This window comes from Pontibacter deserti, from assembly GCF_023630255.1.
Classification (GTDB): Bacteria; Bacteroidota; Bacteroidia; order Cytophagales; family Hymenobacteraceae; genus Pontibacter; species Pontibacter deserti.
The window spans coordinates 2,699,348-2,718,985 of sequence record NZ_JALPRS010000001.1 but is presented as its reverse complement, the minus strand read 5'-3'; the positions used below and the strand labels follow the sequence as shown (position 1 = coordinate 2,718,985).

Sequence of the window (19,638 nt, the reverse complement as noted above, 5' to 3'; positions counted from 1 at the left end):
GCGCCGATGGTACTGGGGTCACACCCGGGAGAGTAGGTGGCCGCCAACCCTATCTTGCAACACCCCGCTTTAGCAATAGAGCGGGGTGTTTGCGTTTAAAGCCCCTCTCCACGCCCGCTCCCGGGCTACCGGCTTTAGTCTAAAGTGGTAGCGAGTGGCTGGCGCTTCTGCCGTCTAAGCAAAGCCTCTCCTTGACAGAACCAAGCCTTGCATTAGCAGCTATACAACTGCCTGCGGCTGTGAGCTAAACAGCCCCGGCTTGGGATGAAGGGGATGGTTATTTTTTACTTAATGTTACAAGTAAGTGTTATCTACTAAATCTTTAATTAGGCTTTCTTTCCTGCTATAGCAGTCTTGAATTCTTCTAACTGTAGATATTGCTGTGCCAGTTGCTGTACTTCCTCTGGTGTTACTGTCCTTACTGTTGTGATGTAATTTGAGTAATACTCCATTGGTAGTTTATAAAGTATAATTCGTTTATACTTGTCTGCCTGCTCGAAAATAGTAGCTATGTTATTCAGAAATTTTCCGATCATATAGCTTTGTACAGTATTCAGTTCTTCTTCAGATACTAACTCATCCTGTAACAGCTTTATCTCCTTATTTATTTCAGCTATAGTATTATCTGTTACTTCAAAATTAACATCTGTACCTATATAGAAAAGGCTGTCATACTCTTTAGGTGAAATGGTAGAGTAGACTCCATAGGTATATCCTTTATCCTCTCTGATATTGCGCATTAACCTCGAACCGAAGTACCCTCCTAATATTTCGTTCAATACTTTCAGTCTATGAAAGTCAGGATGAGTTATGTGTGGAAATGATTTGCCTGTTCTGATAGATGATTGTAAGCTTTCAGGCATTTCGTCTATGGCTGTATGAAAACCTTTGGTAACAGCTGTAGCTATGTCTGATTCTCTTTTTGAATCTGAAGGTGCTTTTAATTTAGATAGTTCGGAAATTAAAAGCTCTTCCATTTCTTCTGTTACAGCTCCACAAGCAAATATTTCTAAGCCGTTTAAGCTGAAGTTGTTTTGGTAAAAGGAATTCACATCTTCCAGCGATATAGCATCCAGTGCCCCTTCATCATAACCAAAAATGTAAGGATGCTTCTCACCGTATATTAACTTTGTAAATGTGTGTGTGGCCAGGTAGTTATTCTTTTGACGCTGAATTTTCAGATTCTGTTGATTCCTTTTCTTTAAAGTACTGAATTCTTCAGCCGGAAAGACAGGGTTCTGTAGTACATCCATAACAACAGGTAATAGTTCTGGAACATACTTGGAAAGGCAATATAAAGTATATTCTGTTCTGTCGTAGCCATGATTGTTATCGAAGGACGCTCCATAAAAAGCTATTTTTTCCGCAATTTGCTGTGCAGTATAGTTAGTCGTTCCTTCGAACAGCATTTTAGCAGAAAGATCAGAAACTCCGATCTTTTGCTCATAAACCTTACCCGCTTTAAAAACAAAATCCAGCCTTATTACAGGCTGGGTTTCGCTTTTTATGATATGCAGTCTTACTCCGTTTGACAGGTGTGTTACTTCGGCCACCTGAAGTGACACTGCATCTATTTCTTTTATTTCTGGTGCTTTAGTTCTATCAAGCATTATTAAGTAGTTGTTCTTAATCCAGATTCAACGCAATACTGAATCGTATAGTTTGTGCTAACGGATTATTTTGATCGTTGGGGATAAGATAAGCTGCATCAACTCCAAATTTCTGGTAACGCAGACCTAAGCCCATTGAAAAAAACTGGCGTCCGCCTTTTTCTTCGTTTTCGTAGAAATAACCGGCTCTGGCAGAAAACAGATCATTATACCAGTATTCTAATCCAGTGTTAAAATTAATCTCTTTAAATTCTTCACTTGCACCACCTTCAGCATCTCCGAAAGAAGAGAAGATACCTTCAATAACTGACTGATCTGGATCAGCAGAAGGAGATGGTACCAAAAGCTTGTTTGCATCTAATAAGAAGGTAAGGCTGTTAAAGGCATCAAGGTTATACTTCAGAGCTGTACCTAATTTAAGGTTTGTTGGAAGGAAGCTCTTAGCTGTAGTCTCTGAATAAGCTATTTTACCACCTATGTTAGAAATATTACCACCCAAGCCAAGGTTAAGCTTATCGTTAAGATCACGGTTGTAATAGATGCCAACATCTACAGATGCTGTATTACCTGGTTCTGCTTCGGCATTGGAAGAGCTGCTTATATTTACATCTCCGGCAAGATTAGAATGTATAAAGCGCGCGGCTATACCTAAACTTAGGTATTCGCTTAGTGCCTGTCCATATGCCACAGAAATAGCATATTCTTTTGGATTGAAGTCCTGAATTGGGTTTTGCTGTGCATCTATAAACTGAATCTCTCCTAAATCAAAATACATCAGAGACAGGGATAAAGCCGAATTATCTGTAAGCTTTTTATATCCTGAAAGATAGTTCAGCGACATGTCATCAGTGATGTTACGTAGCCAGGGAGAATAAGAAAAGCTAACGCTAAGGTCGTTTGGAGCGAAGCCTAATTTAGCAGGGTTCCAGAAAGGTGAGTTTGCATCAGGGGTTAAGGCTACACCGGCTTCGCCGAGAGCTGCTGAGCGTGCATCCGGAGCTACCAGTAAAACAGGAACAGCGGTGGTTAAAACCTGTCCTTCCTGGCCGATAGTTGTCTGGGCATAGGCAGCAGGAGCCGCAATAAAGGCTAACGCAAAAGCTGCAACCTTGAAAAGTATACTTTTTCTGTACATAGATAGGGTATTGATAGCTAAATCAAATATAGGGATATTACAGGATTCTACTAATTTAATATTACAAGTTTTTCAAATTTCGTTACTTTCGCGCCATCCAAGCGGGACCGGACATTGACTTTATAAACATAAACGCCCCGAGCAAGCAAATCATTATACTCATCCCTGCCATTCCAGGTTAGTGCTGCTACATGTGTTGTCGCGGCATGCGCTACTGTCTCTAATGTTTTAATGAGCTTCCCGGATATAGTGTAGATCTGTATCTGTATATCAAGGTCTTCTCCGGCTCTGTTATGGTCAAAATGAAACGTGGTTTTTGTTGAAAATGGGTTCGGATAGTTAAGCACATGCTCTAACGAAAATACTTCATCATTAGATACAAAAAACTCTATGTATTCTTCGGAGGCATTGTTGTGTGTGTCCCATGCTTTAAAACGAAGAGAGTGGGGCCCCGGTGACAGATCCTTGAGAGGATACGTAATATGGCCACTTTGGTAGGTATCTTTATCAGATGTATAGTACTCGTTAAGTACAATCGGATTGTCTTCTTTGCCATCAAGTATAGCTATAAGTTCATGGCCTATACCCAAACCGGCAGTATTAATTCCATTTTCATCAAACAGCTTAACAAGTATAGATGGGTTTTGGCCTGTACTTCCACCAAACACAAAAGACTCATCTTCTAAGTATAAGTTTATAGTAGGCGGGGTGTTATCCATGGCAATGTTGCGAGCTGTGCCACCTACAATTACAGAGGTATTAGATCCGAGAGCATCCTGTGTAGTGTTGCTGGCATACATGGTAATTTTACCTGCCCCATATTGGTAAGCTATATCTTTTGGCACTACAAACGAAACTGTAAACAAACCATTCGTTATAGTGGCAGAACCTTCATACAACACGTTCTGGCGTTGTTTTATAGCTACCACAGGAGAGTCTTCGTCGCCAAGTGTGTTTTGCGTGGTCTGCTTCTCATAAATAGTGATGCGGAGAAGGCCGTTATAGTTAGTGGCAACAGCACCATTGTCGCTTTTGATCCTGCCCTGCATGGTTACTTTGCCTAATGCACTTAGGGTATCGCTGGTTACTTCCTGCCCATTTATATGTGTAATCTCAGCGCGTAATTCGGGAGCAGCAAACTGTACAGCAGGGTCGCAGAGCAATGTAAAGTTCCGATTGTTTACACCTCTGGAGCCGCTTATATTATCGGTAATGCTGTTATTCTTTGTTTGTAGAACAATATCGCCTAGCCGCGTTGCTGTACCTGCAGCTGATGTAAATGCACTTTCAAAAAAGTTACGATTTAATACCCGGTTTCCATTTGAGTAAACGGGTCTTGTTGTTGTTATTAAGCCTATAGCTCCGCCTTGCTCACGCATCATAGCTATCTCGGCAGCAGAAACCTGTGCAGGATCATCGTAGCGACCAAACTCGCAGGAAGCAGTAAGCATAAAGGTCAGGTTGTTCGGGTTTTGCCAGTTGTTTATCTGCGCTATGGTAAGCACCTGTTCCGCTGTCCAGCTTATTTCGTTTCCGTGGCCGGTATAGTTTACCAGTAATGTTCCTTTCTCTACTGTTCTGTTGAGTTCCTCATTCAGTTCCGGTGAGCGTTGGCCATTGGCTACTGCTTCCTGACGGAAAAGATCAACATACAATTTTTTAGAAGTATAATCTGGAGCCTTGATTTCCAGGTAATCAGCTAAAAATTCTGCATCGTTCTGGTGTTCGTTAAAATCACCGTCATCTGATACAAGTGTTATCTGGCTGCGCCATTTGCCCAGGTGGGTGCTGCTCTCATAGGCTATTATTTTATCTACCATGGTAGCTGCTTCCTGGGCATTCTTAGCGGGTAATCGCCCGATACCAATATCTAATAAATAATCGCCTAAATTATTTTCTTCCCACTCACCTTCTTCATCATCCAGAAAACCATAATAATCTTCGGAAGAGTAACTGGCAATAGGGTGTAATGACTGTCGTGACTGGTACACGGGTACCAGGTTGGTGTTAGCTGTAATTCGGTTTTTATAGTCGTAAGATGCATCTCCAAACAGCAGCAGATACATCAGTTCGCCAGCTGGTTTGTTGCTTCGGCTGTAAAGCATGCGCATAAAGTTCCGGATAGCAGTTACGTCCTGTGCCCCTGAAGAGAACTCATTATAAACTTGAGTAGTGGTAACAACTATACTTTTAAGGTTACTGGTGCTATTACGATGCTCAGCCAGCCGGTTTGCCTGTTGCAGCAACGATGGGTGTGTAACAATTACATGGTCAATATCACCGTTCAGGTTAAGGGCGTGCAGGTTTTGGTTAGCAACTTTTCCTTTACTTACAGGCTTTAAATTGATTGTACTTTCGTTAAAAACTACATACTCGCGGAGAATATCAGACGAGGCTGAAAACTGTAGGCTACTGTTATAGTTTGTTTGTTGCTGTTGTGGCCTGAGTGGGTTGGTAACATCCCAAACCAAAGCAGTGGCCGGTGCATCGGCTATGCTATAGTTACTAACGGCATGGGTTATACTTGCTGTTGCCCGGAAGTTGGTCTGGTCGTTATAAAGTTTAAGCTCACGCTGATAATTTAGCTCCAGGAAATTCAGGTAACCGGTAGCGGTAGCATCAGAAGGCATATTGAAAGTTATACTTGTCTTTACTTCGCTACCTTCTATTTGCCGTTGGTTCAGTGTAAAAGTTTTGCTGCCATTTATACCTTGCGGGTGGTAATTGTAAGTTCCACGTCCTGCTATGGCTATACTTCCTAAAGCCTGGTTACCTATTTTAAAACTGAAAGAACAATCTGTAGAAGAGTTACCCATTACAGTTGCACTAAGCTTGAAATCAGCATTTGGTACTATCCCTGCAACGGGCAAAGTAATGTCACGGGAAGGCGTAAAAGTGCTGAACTCTTCCCCATACCATTCACGGCCTGAGTGCACAGCGTTCATTAGGTCCCGCTCATAAAATACCCGTTCATTAAATGTGTTTATGGTTTGTGTTGCCCCAGAGGCCTGATTGTGGCTTTGCACCCGTGCCCCTGAAGTATAACCTACCCGCAGAAAATAAAATGTGGTATCGGAGTAAACGTTATAGGTGTGTTCAAATTTATCCTGCTGTTGGTTATAGTTCCAGGTATGGGGCCCCTGCCCGTAGAAAAGAATATAGTCGTTGTCGTTAAACTGCCCGTCCTGCTCACCCCTCACAACTATAGCGTTTTCCTGCAGATCGTCCGGAACAGGGGCATTGTTAGGCTGTGGCAGCATACCGGCGCCATTTCCAAAAAGTTGTATCGATTTAGGATCGAGGTTCTGGATATTGATGCCAAGTGCCTGTAAAGTAGCCTTATCTATTTTATGGATGCCTGTTTGCGTTACAGCCAGCTTATACCACTCACCTCCACTAAGAATAGAGTTATTTGTAAAGGTGCTGTTGGTTGTGCGGTTTATACTTTGTGTGGCAATAGATCCAGAAGTATACGAATAGCTGAAGCGGGTAAGTTTTTCAAGTTGATTGGTTTGCGGGTTTAGCCGAATGGGTAGAATGTTGATGATACTTACTGGCTGTTTATTCTGCCGGGCTTGTAAAACATTTACTTTAGGTGCGGTATCAAAGCTATTGCCTTTGTACTGCTGCTGTTCTTTAGATGTGAAAGGAGCATATACAGCATCTGTTACTTTAAAATTACTGATGTGCGTGTTAGGGATTGACAGGCGATAAAAGGGCAGGCGTTGCAGCAGATCTATACTTGCGCCTTTAAAAGATGGGATTTTTGCTTCGTGCCCTTGAGTAGGAAAAACGGCGTCCTGTACATCCCAGGTAAGTATAATTGCTTCCGCAGCCTTGTGTTGGGCTACAGCTGTGCCAGCCATAAAGCTTAAAAAAAGCAGCATGCATACCAGGAATTGTAAAGGTGACTGCATAGGCAAAGCACAGAACTAAATAAGCAGATAATGCCTACCTGTAACAGGAAGGCATCACCTAAAATTATAACACAAATAAAGGCAGCTTATTGTGCCCCAATATTTTATACTTGCTTTAAGTCGTATTCGTACGACTCCATGATCAGGTTAGCCAGTAGCTTGCTGCAGGCTTTCTCCACTTTCTCACGGGCTATGGTTTCATTTTCAGCTTCCAGGTTCAGGGTAATATGCTTTCCAACTCGTACATCTCCTACCTGGTCCAGACCAAGGTGCTCCAGGCCAAGCAGCACAGCTTTACCTTGCGGGTCTAACAACTCAGGGCGTGGCATTACATTTATTTCGGCAACGAATTTCATGGTTACGCGGTTTGTTTTTTGAAAATGGATAACACTATGTATAACACTATGATAAGTGGTATAGCTGCGAAGTTAAGAAGAGCCAGTAAAATAACCGAAAGCCCCACGAAAATAAACCTTACAGAATTATCGGCCCAGCTAAGATTTGTGAACTTAAGTGCAAACAAAGGTAACTCAGCCACCAGTAAAAATGAAAGTATAAGTGTAGTTGCCAGTAGTACCAGTTTGTTCAGGATAATGGCAAAATGCATAAGCTCGCCGCTGGCAAGTATAAGTGGTAATGATGCCACAAAAATGGCGCAGGCCGGCGTTGGCAATCCTATAAATGAAGTAGTCTGGCGAGTATCAATATTAAACTTAGCTAAACGCAATGCTGAGAAAACGGTGATGATAAAGCCAGCAAACGGAAGTATAGTTTCCGGTAGAAAAAGATCGCCCTCAGCACGCTTCAACATCATAAACATCATGGCACCGGGCACTACTCCAAACGAGATTACATCGGCCAGCGAATCCAGTTGCTTGCCAATTTCAGAGTAGGCACCCAATACTCGGGCCACCATGCCATCCAGAAAGTCGAAAACAGCAGCCAGACCAACCAGGTAAGAAGCGTACACCAGCTCGTTCTGGAAAATAAAGTATAGCGCCACGCAACCCGAAAACAGGTTAAGGCAGGTTATAAAGTTAGGAATGTGTTTCTTCATGCAGAGGGTAAGAAAGGCAGTGGGTGTTAATGCAAAAATGGGTTGTATTTTTTCTCATGCCCGATGGTTGTTTCTGGCCCATGGCCTGGGTAAACAGTAACCTCATCCGGCAAGGTAAAAAGTTTGGTTTTTATACTTGAAATCAGGGTATCATAATCTCCGCCAGGTAAATCGGTTCGGCCTATACTTTCCTGAAACAGCACATCACCAGCTATCAACGTTTTGTCTTCTTTGTTATAGAACACCACATGGCCCGGGGCATGGCCTGGTGCAAAAATGATATCCAGTGTAGTGTTCCCAAATTTAACCTGCTCACCATCCTGCAGGTAAAAGGCTGGCAGTTGCTCTTCGTAGCCAGTAATGCCATAAACTGGTGCGTAAACAGGTATGGCACGCAATGTTTCCAGGTCTTTTTCGTGTATCTCCAGCCCTACGCTATAAGTATCGGCTACAAACTTATTGCCCAGCACATGGTCTATGTGGCAGTGCGTGTTAAGCAGGCGTACCACTTTCAGGTTATTATCGGTAATGTACTGCTGCAGTTTTTCATTTTCCCTTTTATCAGAGCAGCCCGGGTCTATTACTATACACTCGTTCGTGTCGTCGTGCAGCAGGTAAGTGTTCTCGGCAAAGGGGTTAAACGTAAAGCGTGTTATTTTCATAGTATAACGTTGGCCGGAGCCTATAAAATCGGGTTCTAAGTTACAAATTAAACGGCTACATCTCGTAAATTGCCCGCATGATTTACGATTTTATAGTTGTGGGCCACGGTCTGGCAGGTGCCATTTTAGCAGAAACACTGCGCAGCCGCGGTAATAAAGTATTGGTAATTGATGAGCCAAAAGAAAACTCGGCTTCGCGGGTAGCTGCCGGTTTACTGAACCCGGTTGCCGGTAAGCGCTTCGCCAAATCGTGGCTTGTAGATACATTTATACCTGCTGCCGATGCTTTTTACGATACTTTAGAAGTGCGTTACGGCAAGCAACTATACTTTCATAAACTTATCTATAAGATATTTTCATCGATAGAAGAACAGAATACCTGGATGGCCAAAAGCGCAGGTGGTAACTGGAGTGAGTATATTTCTGCAACCTATACACAAAGTATAAATCAGCCTGACGTAGATGATCCGTTTGGTGGAATTATGATAGAAAGGGGTGGATTTCTGCATGTGTATGGAATGCTTGATCTGCTGACTGAAGACCTGCTGCAGCAAAACTTACTAATGCCGGAGCGGTTTGACATAAGCCAACTGCAACTGACGGAGGGGGGAGTAAAGTATAAAGATATTGAAGCAAAACACCTTGTTTTTTGTGAAGGCTACCAAGTAATTAATAACCCATACTTTGCGTGGCTGCCTATCCAGCCAACTAAAGGCGAAGTGCTGGAAGTACAGACGGAGCAGAATTTAAGCCCGGAATGCATCTATAACAAAGCGGTTTACGTTGTTCCGGAAGGAGAGGGTCGCTTTATAATCGGCGCTACTTACGACTGGCGAAATCCTGATGAGGAAGCCACACCGCAGGGAGCAGAAGAACTAAGCGAGCGGTTCCGGCAGATTTTACCACAGGCATTTAAAATAACAGGGCATTGGGCAGGTATTCGTCCTGCTGTGCGCGACCGTAGGCCGTTGGTTGGCACGCACCCTGAGTACATGCAATTGAGTGTATTTAACGGGATGGGTTCTAAAGGTGTATTAATGGCTCCTTACCTGTCTGAGCACTTTGCTGATGCCTTAGCCGGACAAACAGAATTAATGCCTGAGATACATATTTCGAGATATTTTTCGTTATATTACGACTATATAAAACACCAAAACCAACAACCCTAAGCGCATGCGTTTTTTTACAAGGTTATTTTTGCTGTTTGTGTGCTTACTGGCGGGTGCTGCCCTCCAGGCGCAACCCGGCCGCGACCCATTTGGCAAGAGCCGCATCCAGTATAAGAATTTTGACTGGAAACTCTATAACACGCAAAACTTTAACCTGTACTTCTATAAAGGCGGTGAGCAAACTGCTAAAGATGCCGCAGATTATGCAGAGCGCGAGCTAAAACGCATCACCAGCCTTATCGGGTATTATCCTTACTCCAAAATAACGCTTGTACTTTATAACTCTGCCACAGACCTGCGCCAGAGCAATATTGGCCTTTACAGCGACCAGTTCCAGACCGGGGGCGAAACGCTGTTTATGAAGAACAAACTGCAGTTAGCTTACGAGGGTACTAAAACAGATTTTAAACGCAAACTAAGCTATGAGTTAACTGAACTGCTGCTGAACGATATGATGTATGGCGGCAGCCTGAAGGAAGCCCTGCAAAGCAGTTACCTGCTGCGCCTGCCGGAATGGTTTGTGGGTGGTGTAGCTGCCTATACAGCTGAAGGCTGGAGCGTACGTATGGATAGCCACATCCGCGATTTGATGCTGGATGCTGATAAGCTGCGTGCTGAACAAACACTGATGCGTTACCCGGAACTTACCGGACAGTCGGTGTGGAATTATATTGCGGAGCGTTACGGCTATACTTCTATTCAGAACATACTTAACCTTACCCGCATTACCCGCGATGTGGAGATAGGTATAACCAGTAGTTTAAATATTCCTTATAAGCGTTTTCTGCAGGACTGGCTAAACTACTACCAACAAATAAATGCTCGCCCTGAAGACCCTTTTGTATCGTTGCCGGATGATAAGAAAGTGTTCGATAAGAACAAGCGGGCCCTGCGCTATACAGAGCCTGTATTAAACTCTAATGGCACCTTACTGGCCTATGCCGAAAACGATAATGGCAACTATAAGATCATAGTAAAAGATGTAAAGGGTAAAAGCAGCCGGGTTGTATGGCGTGGCGGCTACAAAACACTGGATCAGCCGAGCGACTATAGTTTGCCGGTGCTGGCGTGGCGTACCAACACCCAGTTAGGCTTTATAGAGCCGCGTCGTGGTAAAATGCTGCTGCGCCAGGTAAACGCTAAAAATAAAAGTTCTTTCCTGCCATTCTACGACGACCTGACAAAACCAGCGGCTACACTGGGTAATTTCTCTCAGGTGCGCGATATGAGCTATTCTGAAGACGGAAGCCAAATAGTTATTAGTGCTGTAGAAAACGGGCAGACCGATCTATACTTGCTGCAGAGCAACGGCAGAATAGTAGGGCAACTTACCAACGATGTGTACGACGACATTCAGCCTGTTTTCCTGAAGGGAAGTAAAAATATTGTTTTCAGTTCTAACCGCTGGGTAGACTCTAGTGGTACGGTGCAGGCGGCTACGTTTAAAGATGTAGTAGATAACTATGATGTTTTTCTGCTACAGCAAACGGCACCGGTATCTATAACACAACTTACTTCTGGTATAGCAAGCGAACTGAGGCCACGAGCTACAGCTGATGGTAATTTTATGTTCCTGAGCGAAGAAAACGGTATTCGTAGTTTGTATACCTATAACCTTACTACAGGTACTAAAATACCTGTTTCCAACTTTGTACAGAATATAGAAGCTTATGATTACGTAGGGAGCAATAATACACTGGCACTGGTAGCCAAAGATTATGCCCGCGACTTTGTATACCTGCTTCCGGATTATACCTCTGTAGCGCAGGATACATTACCTAAAACTGCCCGACAGATTATATTGGAGACCCGTGCGCGTGTGCCACAGGCGGCTGCTACTACACGCAAACTGCTGGAGGTAGAGGCTAATAAAGAAGAAGATACCACCCGGACTGAAGGGGAAGTAAATATCGAAAACTATGAGTTTGGCTCGGAGCCGGAGAAGGTAAAGGTTAAAACAGATACTATAGCCGTAACCGATACCACCACTAAGGCTGTAGAACAAGTTGCTGCCAAACCTAAGGCCAATACTGCACCGGAATTCAAACTAGTGGGGCCGTTAGAGTACGATACCCGTTTTAGCGTGCATGAAATTATTACATCTGTTTACGCAGACCCACAACTGGGTTTTGGTATAGTTGCAGGTGTAAACATGAGCGACCTATTCGAAAATCATCATATACGCGGTACAGCTTACCTGCGCACCGACCTGGAAACAAGCCGTATGTTTGCCGAATATGTAAACCTGAAAAACCGTGTTGACCTGGGAGTGCAGTATAGGAGAGATATAATCGTAAGCTCTGTGCTGGAGGCGCCAGGGGCCATCGTAAGGTTTGCCCGCAACGAAGTAGCACCGCTGCTGGTTTACCCGCTTAGTTATAGTACCAGTTTACGCGCGCAGCCACGCTTTGTAACTACGCGCTTTACACAAGTAAATGATTTCTCTTCCCCTGACAGTGTAAATAACATGTATGGTGGTAATGTAGAGATGGTATTTGATAACTCCGTGGTTACAGGCGTAAACATGATGGAAGGAACCCGCATGAAAGTTGGCTTCCTATCTCTGCGTGATTTTGAGAGCAGTCGGGCTAACTTCAACAAGTTTTATGTTGATCTGCGCCATTACCAGAAAATACACCGCGAGATTATACTTGCGGCACGCTTAAGTTATGGTGCCTTTTTTGGCAAATCTCCTAAAAACTACCTGATAGGTGGTATGGATAACTGGTTGTTTGCCGGCGAAGACGATGAAACTGAACGTAACGATGTAAATATCCAGTCTGCGCCGGACCTGTTTTACCTGGAGTATGCCCTGCCGCTACGGGGCTATGACTATAACACACGCACAGGTAGCAAACACTTATTAGCTAACGCCGAATTACGCATCCCGATCATCCAGTACCTTTATAATGGTGCTATTGGCTCCGGCTTCTTCCGCAACCTGCAATTAACAGCTTTCGCCGATGCCGGTTCTGCATATAATGGCTCCAACCCATTTACAGGCAATAACTCTATTAACACTCGTATAGTTGGTGGCCGAACAGATGCAACTAACAATAACCCATTCGAGATTACAGTGATAAACTACCGTAACCCGTTCCTGGTTGGTTATGGATTTGGTGCCCGATCTACCTTATTCGGAGTATATGGCAAACTGGATGTAGCCTGGAGCGAAGACGATATGGGAAGCCGGGGACCTAAACTATACGTAACACTCGGCTACGACTTCTAAAATCTATACATGAACCGGAAAGCAAAACGCTTTACTTTCGGGGGAGTATTGCTGCTGGGCCTGGTGGCTGCCTGGCTGCACATGACCGACAAAAACTACATTTATAAAGCACTGGTTTACAACTTTGCCGACATAGACGACCACCTGATATTTGACCAGCGTACCGTAGATGCCCCTGCCAAAGCACAACCCTGGCCGCTGGCTAGCAATTACAATAGGATAACGTGGGCAGATACCTTGCAGAACCAGCACCAGCAATTGGGATCGGTTGCATTCCTGGTGGTGCACCGAGATTCTATACTTCATGAGCAGTACTGGGACGGCTATTCAGATAAGTCGAAGAGCAATTCGTTTTCGATGGCTAAAAGTATAGTCAGTATTTTGGTGGGGGCTGCCCTGCGCGATGGGTATATTAAAGGTATAGACCAACCTGTTTCCGATTTTCTGCCATCGTTTAAAGAGGGGGCTAAAAGCAAGATCGCGATAAAACACTTGCTGATGATGAGCTCCGGTCTGAACTGGGACGAATCGTATGCGAATCCACTTTCTGTAACTACCGAAGCCTACTATGGCACTAACCTGAAAAAGGTAATTAAAAGACTGGAAGCAGTAGAAGAACCGGGGCAAACCTTTAGTTATAAAAGTGGAGATACCCAGATTTTAGGAATGGTAGTGGAAGCTGCAACCGGAAAATCGTTGAGCCGCTATGCCGAAGATAAACTATGGAAACCGCTGGGTGCCGAGCACGATGCTGAATGGAGTGTTGACAACCCGACAGGTATAGAAAAGGCCTATTGCTGTTTCTTCAGCAACGCCCGTGACTTTGCCCGCATCGGTAAGCTATACTTGCAAAATGGCGTATGGGATGGCGACACAATAGTTGATCCGGCTTATGTTCGTGCATCACTTACACCAAATGGATTGCAAAACAGTTCAGGTCAACCAGCTGATTACGGCTACCAGTGGTGGCTGCTGCCTAACTATAAAGGCCAGAATATTTTCTATGCACGCGGTATACTTGGTCAGTATATCATCGTGATCCCCGAAAAAGAGATAATTATAGTTCGTTTAGGCAAGCAGCGCGGCGAACGCATTAACGGCCACCCAAGTGAGGTATTAGCTATGATAGATGCGGTGAATGAAGTAGTAGAATAGGATTTATAGATTAATAATATTATATTTATTCTATACTTAAAATATACTTCAAACAAACTTTAAAACTTATGAAACAAGTGATTTATACTTCTCTGCTCGCTTTAGTGCTTCTGACGCTTGTTATAATTGCGCAACTATTTTTAACTGAACGGGCCGATCTGGTCGGCAAAGCTTTGAACACAGGTTTGCCAAGAATTATTTTACCTCTGATAGTAGTTACTATAATTACACACGTAATAACTGTTAAAACCCGCCTGATCGCATCCACTTCTTTTATAGCCAGACTGATAGCAGGTACTCTATTATTTGCCTCAACTGTTGCAGCCATCACAGCCTGTGAAAAATTTCCATTGATGGATGACCTAGTTTTAGCAATAGCTTTCTTTGCTTGTATAATATTGAGCTATAGAATGGTTAACAAGGTAGCTTTAATAAGAGTAAAGTAAGCATTGTTTCATAAACCAGAATTCAATTAAAACTGGTTTGAGTTTATACTTTAGCTGACCCTTCTATGAAAGCAAATCAATTATTTTTACTACTATGGCTATTTGTATTTGGTTGCAAAACTGTTAGTAGGCCTGATAATGAAGGATATTCTAAAAATTTGAAAAGTGCTTTTGTGGATGGTTTTAAAACACTAAGCTTATGCAGATGCCTGGAATATGCACACGAGCGGGAGTTGGAACTTTGGGACGAAGATGTAGATTGCCGTACTCCGGATTACCTATATGCGCAATCGAAAATAATAGATAGTTTGGTACGCATTGAGGCAGAAAAGATACAACAAGCTGAGGCTACCCGCAATTATCCAAGAGCTGAAGGGATGGAAGGTAAAAAGATAACCTCATCCTGCTTGGCTTTTTATAACAGTAAGGCGTTAGATAAAATTGTAAAACAGCGACTAAAGGCAGACATTAAATCTTTTAACAGTATAGGTCAACAGCTATAAGTTATTCAATACTATAAATTGTAAAGGCCCGGGAGTTTACACTTCCGGGCCTTTACAATTTATGGATAGGTTTTTATTACGCGTTTACCATCTCAAGTATAGATTCGAAGATGGCGCGGCCGTCAGTATTTCCTAAGTCTGGGTCTACGGCGCGTTCCGGGTGCGGCATCATCCCGAATACGTTTTTCTTTTCGTTGGCTACACCGGCAATATTCAGTAAGCTTCCGTTTATGTTATAGATCTCATGTGTATCGGCAATGTTGCTGCTATACTTAAACATGATCTGGTCGTTGTCTTCCAAGCGGCGTAGCGTTTCTTTGTCGGCGTGGTAACGCCCTTCGCCGTGTGCTACCGGAATCTTATAAGCCTTATTCAGGTCCAGGTTGCGGGTTGGCAACAGGTTAGTGGTTACCGGTTTAATGTACACGTTGTCGCAGATAAATTTCTGGTTTACGTTGCGCAGCAAAGCACCTGGCAACAAACCAGCTTCAGTAAGAATCTGGAAACCATTGCAGATACCCATTACATAACCACCACGATTGGCGTGCTGCACCACCTCCTGCATAATAGGCGAGAAGCGGGCAATGGCACCTGAACGCAGGTAATCACCATATGAGAAACCACCTGGCAGAAGTATAAAGTCACAACCCTGCAGGTCGTGGTCTTTGTGCCATAGTTTAACAACTTCCTGCTGCATACCCACGCTTAGGGCATCTACCAGGTCTTGGTCGCAGTTGGACCCCGGGAAAACGACTACACCAAATTTCATACATCAAAGGTAAATAAAAATAGACAGAACTTACACCAGGTCAGGAGCCTTTCGGTAGCTTTTAAAGTGTAGGTAACGTAAAAACGAAGATTTATAGTTAATTTGCCAGTATAACATTCAATTAGCTTATGTTGCAATCCATGACCGGGTTCGGTAGCGCCCGACTCGACACAGACCAATATTCCATTTCAGTAGAGATCAGATCGTTAAATTCTAAAAGCATGGACCTGAGCGTGCGCCTGCCGCGCTTTCTGTCTGATAAGGAGTACGAGATACGGAACATGGTGCAGAAAGCGCTGGTGCGGGGTAAGGTAAGTATATGTGTGGATTATGTGAAGAACAAAGCCCAGAAAGCTAAGAGCACTATTAATAAAGAACTACTACAAACTTATTACCGTGAGCTGGAAGAAGCTGCCGATATGGTTGGCGGAGCAAAGAACGACCTGTTCAGGTTGGCACTGCATATGCCGGACGTGTTATTGCAGGACCAGGTAGAAGACATTGGCGGAGATGCAGAGTGGGAGCAGGTACAGCCACTGGTGCAGGAAGCACTGGTAAGTATAAACAATTTCCGTAACGACGAAGGCAAGGCACTAACTGCCGAGATCATGTCTTACATCGATCGGATAAGAATTCTGTTAGCTGAAATTGATAAACATGACCCGGTGCGTATGGAGCAGATACGTACGCGCATAAAAGGGCACATGGCAGAGCTGGCTACGGCAGAACACTTTGACCAGAACCGGTTTGAGCAGGAAATGGTGTATTATATAGAGAAGCTGGATATTGCTGAAGAAAAAGTTCGTCTGGTTAACCACCTGCACTATTTTACTGAAACTGTTTACTTGCCCGAACCTACCGGTAAAAAGCTGGGCTTTATATCGCAGGAAATAGGCCGTGAGATAAATACAATCGGCTCTAAGGCAAACGATGCAACTATACAGCACCACGTAGTAGAAATGAAAGAAGAGCTGGAGAAGATAAAAGAACAGATCAATAACATACTATAAAGTATAGCAACAAAAAAGCCCCCTGCTACTATAGCTGTAGCAGGGGGCTTTTTTGTTGCTATAAGCTCATAGGTCTTGCAGAGTAACACAACATCATAACTATAAGTTAGAGTAGTGCTGTTTATAGTATGTTAAAAAATCAGCTACAGGTTTAAATTGTGCAATCCATTATTTGTAAATTAATTTCCGGTTTTTTATCCGTTTTATATGTTGATGCGTAAGTTATTGATCTAAAGGCTTATATGCGTGTATGGCCTTTAGATCATTTTATCTCTCACTTTAACACCTTAAACATTATGAAAGTAAATCGTTTACTCATCGCTGGCGCTATAGTAGCTGCCTTTGGTTTCACATCTTGCCAGCAGGATGAAGAAGTAACTACCCAGGATACAGTATCTCAAGAGGCGCTGGCCCGCATTTCTGAGCTTGGCTTTTATAATAAAAATGTTGAGAAAGTAGAAGGCGGTTATGTAGTAGAGGGTGATATCTTCTTATCAGAGTCTGACCTTACTGCTGCACACAACACCAAACATTTGCGTGTGGGTGAGTCAGAGCAGTACCATACTACAAATCTGGTTAACGCTAATGGTGGTCGAACAATTACCTTATCATTAGATCCAAAACTGCCTGCTTCATATGGTGCTTCGCTTGATGGAGCAATTGCCCGCTACAATGCTGAAAACCTTACCATCAGAATGGCTCGTGTTTCATCTGGTGGCGACATTGTGATAACTGCAGCGCCAAGATCAGCACAATACTTGGCTTCTGCCGGTTTCCCTTCTGCCTCCGGTGACCCTTATGGCAGTGTTAAGGTAGCAACCCGTTACATTGGTTCTAACCCTAATTTAGGTTGGTTCACTACTATACTTGCGCACGAGATCGGTCATTGCATTGGTTTCCGTCATACTGACTACATGAACAGACAGTATAGCTGCGGTGGATCTTATGCTAACGAAGGTGCATCAAATGTAGGTGCTATCCACATCCCGGGTACGCCAACTGGTCCTGACCCTAACTCCTGGATGTTGGCTTGTATCAGATCTGGCCAGAACCGTCCGTTTAATAACAACGACAAAAATGCTCTTGACTACTTATACTAAATTATAAGGTATACCTGCTCTATTTAAAACAGAAACAGCTCCTGCCATACGGTGGGAGCTGTTTCTGTTTTACAAGGCTATAACACAATTCTATTTTAATAACATAAAGTCAGGTTATCTTATCACTGCTATACTTTAAAGTGGCCTGCATATCCTTCCTTCCAACCCAATAAATAATTTACCTGCCCCGGGGAAAATTTATAATTCATTGTTAAAACATTAGACTTAACATATAAATAAGTGAGTTTAAACAGTAAAAAGCCTCTTATATAGTAAAAATATGATGTTTTAACACTAAATATGTTGTTAAAATTATACTATTTGTTTTAATAGGATATAACCTTTATAAATTTGACAAATCAATGTTGAAACACGTTAAAATATTAGTTTAAAAGCTTGCAGCATAATATATGATTTTCTACATTTCAATTATGTTTAACTTTAACACCTTAAAAAATTTATGAAAGTAAATCGTTTACTAATCGTTGGCGCTATGGTAGCTGCCTTTGGTTTCACATCTTGCCAGCAGGATGAAGAAGTAACTACACAGAACGAAGTTTCTGAAAGCACATTATCTCAGATCTCTGCTCTTGGTTTTTACAGCAAGAATGTTGAGAAAGTAGAAGGCGGTTATGTAGTAGAGGGCGATATCTTCTTATCGGAAGGTGACCTTACTGCTGCACACAACACTAAAGCGCTTCGCGTAGGTGAGTCTGAGCAGTACCGTACTACTAACCTAGTAAATGCTGGTTCAGGTCGTGTAATTACAGTTGCATTAGATGCTTCGTTGCCAGCTAGCTATGGCCCAAGCTTAGATGAGGCTATTGCACGTTACAATGCTGAGAACTTAACAATCACTATGCAGCGTGTATCTTCAGGTGCTAACATTACACTTACTGAAGCTCCTAGATCTGCTCAGTATTTAGCTTCTGCAGGTTTCCCAACTTCAACTGGTAATCCTCACAACCTGATCAAAGTTAACGAGAGATACATTGGTACTAGCCCTAACCAGGCTTGGTTCGCAACTATCCTTGCACACGAGATCGGTCACTGCATCGGTTTCCGTCACACTGACTACATGGACCGTTCTTACTCTTGCGGTGGTGGCTATTCTAACGAAGGTGCTTCTACTGTAGGTGCTATCCACATCCCAGGTACTCCAACTACACAGGATCCTAACTCTTGGATGCTTGCTTGTATCGGATCTGGCCAGAACCGTCCGTTCAATGCAAACGACAAAACTGCTCTTAGCTACCTATACTAAGCTCAAGAAGCATTTAACTACACCTTAAAACAAACAGAAACAGCTCCTGCCTAACGGTGGGAGCTGTTTCTGCTTTATAGGAGTTTCTATATTGATCCGATATTAGAAGCCCACGCAACGTGCCAGAAAGCGTTTAAGCTCGGTCTTTGCCCCCTGCAAGTTGAAACCCGGTAATTGTCTCGGAGCGGCTATTTACATTTATTTGTCATCCCGAGCGGTAGCCGAGGGATCTTGTATGTCCTATTGTTAGAATCTATAGTTACTTGAACCAAGCTATACTTTCATAGTTGCCTCTAATCCTGGGAGCTCTAGTAGCCTATAGTTGCCATAGTTGACTTTGGTGCGCTCACGGCCGCGGGGCCTCGTCTTCGGGCATCGTGCTGCTGATTTGAAGCTGCCTCCGCTCTGCTCCGGCTGCCTGACGGCACCGCAACAAATCAAAGGCGCTCCACCCAAAGACTGATATCAGTTCGATAGCTAACTTATAGTTAGAGGAGAATTTATAGTTGCATAGCCTTCTCGTGGTTGTAATTCCATAGGGACAGGTAAACCTGTCCGCTAGCAGGCTGTAACTATAGCGCTTCAATTTACTATAGCATTAGCAGGATT

General features: G+C 43.4%; 15 protein-coding genes. 8 read left to right on the top strand and 7 right to left on the bottom strand.

What is annotated here, in order from left to right:
* Nucleotides 1-326: 326 nt before the first annotated feature.
* The 6 genes from MJ612_RS11895 to MJ612_RS11870 all read right to left on the bottom strand — a co-directional run bounded on the left by MJ612_RS11895 (nt 327) and on the right by MJ612_RS11870 (nt 8,381).
* Nucleotides 327-1,610: a M16 family metallopeptidase gene (locus tag MJ612_RS11895; RefSeq protein ID WP_187033737.1), complete on the bottom strand. Its 1,284-nt coding sequence runs from the start codon at nt 1,608-1,610 to the stop codon at nt 327-329.
* Nucleotides 1,611-1,626: 16 nt separating this feature from the next.
* Nucleotides 1,627-2,745 (bottom strand): type IX secretion system outer membrane channel protein PorV, encoded by a 1,119-nt coding sequence (gene porV / locus MJ612_RS11890; RefSeq protein WP_187033736.1) that lies wholly within the window; start codon nt 2,743-2,745, stop codon nt 1,627-1,629.
* 50 nt (nt 2,746-2,795) lie between these two features.
* On the bottom strand, nt 2,796-6,632 hold the full coding sequence (gene porU / locus MJ612_RS11885; RefSeq protein WP_449580853.1) for a type IX secretion system sortase PorU: 3,837 nt from the start codon (nt 6,630-6,632) through the stop codon (nt 2,796-2,798).
* Between the two features lie 134 nt (nt 6,633-6,766).
* The gene (gene purS / locus MJ612_RS11880) at nt 6,767-7,018 is read right to left on the bottom strand and encodes a phosphoribosylformylglycinamidine synthase subunit PurS (protein WP_187033734.1); all 252 of its coding nucleotides are present in this window, start codon (nt 7,016-7,018) and stop codon (nt 6,767-6,769) included.
* A 2-nt stretch (nt 7,019-7,020) separates the two neighbouring features.
* The gene (pssA, locus tag MJ612_RS11875; RefSeq protein ID WP_187033733.1) at nt 7,021-7,719 is read right to left on the bottom strand and encodes a CDP-diacylglycerol--serine O-phosphatidyltransferase; all 699 of its coding nucleotides are present in this window, start codon (nt 7,717-7,719) and stop codon (nt 7,021-7,023) included.
* A gap of 26 nt (nt 7,720-7,745) precedes the next feature.
* Complete coding sequence (locus MJ612_RS11870) at nt 7,746-8,381, bottom strand: MBL fold metallo-hydrolase (RefSeq protein WP_187033732.1); 636 nt, start codon at nt 8,379-8,381, stop codon at nt 7,746-7,748.
* A 77-nt stretch (nt 8,382-8,458) separates the two neighbouring features.
* Here MJ612_RS11870 and MJ612_RS11865 point away from each other — a divergent pair, with 77 nt between their 5' ends.
* From MJ612_RS11865 to MJ612_RS11845, 5 genes are all read left to right on the top strand, one after another.
* Complete coding sequence (locus MJ612_RS11865) at nt 8,459-9,550, top strand: NAD(P)/FAD-dependent oxidoreductase (protein WP_187033731.1); 1,092 nt, start codon at nt 8,459-8,461, stop codon at nt 9,548-9,550.
* 4 nt (nt 9,551-9,554) lie between these two features.
* Nucleotides 9,555-12,782, top strand: a complete 3,228-nt coding sequence (locus tag MJ612_RS11860; RefSeq protein WP_187033730.1) for a hypothetical protein — start codon at nt 9,555-9,557, stop codon at nt 12,780-12,782.
* Between the two features lie 9 nt (nt 12,783-12,791).
* Nucleotides 12,792-13,937 (top strand): serine hydrolase domain-containing protein, encoded by a 1,146-nt coding sequence (locus tag MJ612_RS11855; RefSeq protein ID WP_187033729.1) that lies wholly within the window; start codon nt 12,792-12,794, stop codon nt 13,935-13,937.
* 68 nt (nt 13,938-14,005) lie between these two features.
* Complete coding sequence (locus MJ612_RS11850) at nt 14,006-14,383, top strand: hypothetical protein (protein ID WP_187033728.1); 378 nt, start codon at nt 14,006-14,008, stop codon at nt 14,381-14,383.
* Nucleotides 14,384-14,448: 65 nt separating this feature from the next.
* A complete protein-coding gene (locus tag MJ612_RS11845; RefSeq protein ID WP_187033727.1) occupies nt 14,449-14,886 on the top strand; it encodes a hypothetical protein in 438 nt (145 codons plus the stop codon).
* Nucleotides 14,887-14,962: 76 nt separating this feature from the next.
* Here the strand turns inward: MJ612_RS11845 and purQ are convergent, their stop codons facing one another.
* Nucleotides 14,963-15,655 (bottom strand): phosphoribosylformylglycinamidine synthase subunit PurQ, encoded by a 693-nt coding sequence (gene purQ / locus MJ612_RS11840; protein ID WP_187033726.1) that lies wholly within the window; start codon nt 15,653-15,655, stop codon nt 14,963-14,965.
* Between the two features lie 128 nt (nt 15,656-15,783).
* Here purQ and MJ612_RS11835 point away from each other — a divergent pair, with 128 nt between their 5' ends.
* The 3 genes from MJ612_RS11835 (at nt 15,784) to MJ612_RS11825 (ending at nt 19,029) form a co-directional block, all read left to right on the top strand.
* Nucleotides 15,784-16,665 (top strand): YicC/YloC family endoribonuclease, encoded by an 882-nt coding sequence (locus tag MJ612_RS11835; protein ID WP_187033725.1) that lies wholly within the window; start codon nt 15,784-15,786, stop codon nt 16,663-16,665.
* A gap of 296 nt (nt 16,666-16,961) precedes the next feature.
* Nucleotides 16,962-17,765 (top strand): M57 family metalloprotease, encoded by an 804-nt coding sequence (locus MJ612_RS11830; protein ID WP_187033724.1) that lies wholly within the window; start codon nt 16,962-16,964, stop codon nt 17,763-17,765.
* Between the two features lie 460 nt (nt 17,766-18,225).
* A complete protein-coding gene (locus MJ612_RS11825) occupies nt 18,226-19,029 on the top strand; it encodes a M57 family metalloprotease (protein WP_187033723.1) in 804 nt (267 codons plus the stop codon).
* The last annotated feature ends 609 nt before the right edge of the window (nt 19,030-19,638 follow it).

What these genes read in the sequence shown, in the direction of transcription:
- MJ612_RS11895 (WP_187033737.1), bottom strand. Translation starts at nt 1,610, where the DNA reads ATGCTTGATAGAACTAAAGCACCAGAAATAAAAGAAATAGATGCAGTG.
- porV (WP_187033736.1), bottom strand. Translation starts at nt 2,745, where the DNA reads ATGTACAGAAAAAGTATACTTTTCAAGGTTGCAGCTTTTGCGTTAGCC.
- porU (WP_449580853.1), bottom strand. Translation starts at nt 6,632, where the DNA reads ATGCTGCTTTTTTTAAGCTTTATGGCTGGCACAGCTGTAGCCCAACAC.
- purS (WP_187033734.1), bottom strand. Translation starts at nt 7,018, where the DNA reads ATGAAATTCGTTGCCGAAATAAATGTAATGCCACGCCCTGAGTTGTTA.
- pssA (WP_187033733.1), bottom strand. Translation starts at nt 7,719, where the DNA reads ATGAAGAAACACATTCCTAACTTTATAACCTGCCTTAACCTGTTTTCG.
- MJ612_RS11870 (WP_187033732.1), bottom strand. Translation starts at nt 8,381, where the DNA reads ATGAAAATAACACGCTTTACGTTTAACCCCTTTGCCGAGAACACTTAC.
- MJ612_RS11865 (WP_187033731.1), top strand. Translation starts at nt 8,459, where the DNA reads ATGATTTACGATTTTATAGTTGTGGGCCACGGTCTGGCAGGTGCCATT.
- MJ612_RS11860 (WP_187033730.1), top strand. Translation starts at nt 9,555, where the DNA reads ATGCGTTTTTTTACAAGGTTATTTTTGCTGTTTGTGTGCTTACTGGCG.
- MJ612_RS11855 (WP_187033729.1), top strand. Translation starts at nt 12,792, where the DNA reads ATGAACCGGAAAGCAAAACGCTTTACTTTCGGGGGAGTATTGCTGCTG.
- MJ612_RS11850 (WP_187033728.1), top strand. Translation starts at nt 14,006, where the DNA reads ATGAAACAAGTGATTTATACTTCTCTGCTCGCTTTAGTGCTTCTGACG.
- MJ612_RS11845 (WP_187033727.1), top strand. Translation starts at nt 14,449, where the DNA reads ATGAAAGCAAATCAATTATTTTTACTACTATGGCTATTTGTATTTGGT.
- purQ (WP_187033726.1), bottom strand. Translation starts at nt 15,655, where the DNA reads ATGAAATTTGGTGTAGTCGTTTTCCCGGGGTCCAACTGCGACCAAGAC.
- MJ612_RS11835 (WP_187033725.1), top strand. Translation starts at nt 15,784, where the DNA reads ATGTTGCAATCCATGACCGGGTTCGGTAGCGCCCGACTCGACACAGAC.
- MJ612_RS11830 (WP_187033724.1), top strand. Translation starts at nt 16,962, where the DNA reads ATGAAAGTAAATCGTTTACTCATCGCTGGCGCTATAGTAGCTGCCTTT.
- MJ612_RS11825 (WP_187033723.1), top strand. Translation starts at nt 18,226, where the DNA reads ATGAAAGTAAATCGTTTACTAATCGTTGGCGCTATGGTAGCTGCCTTT.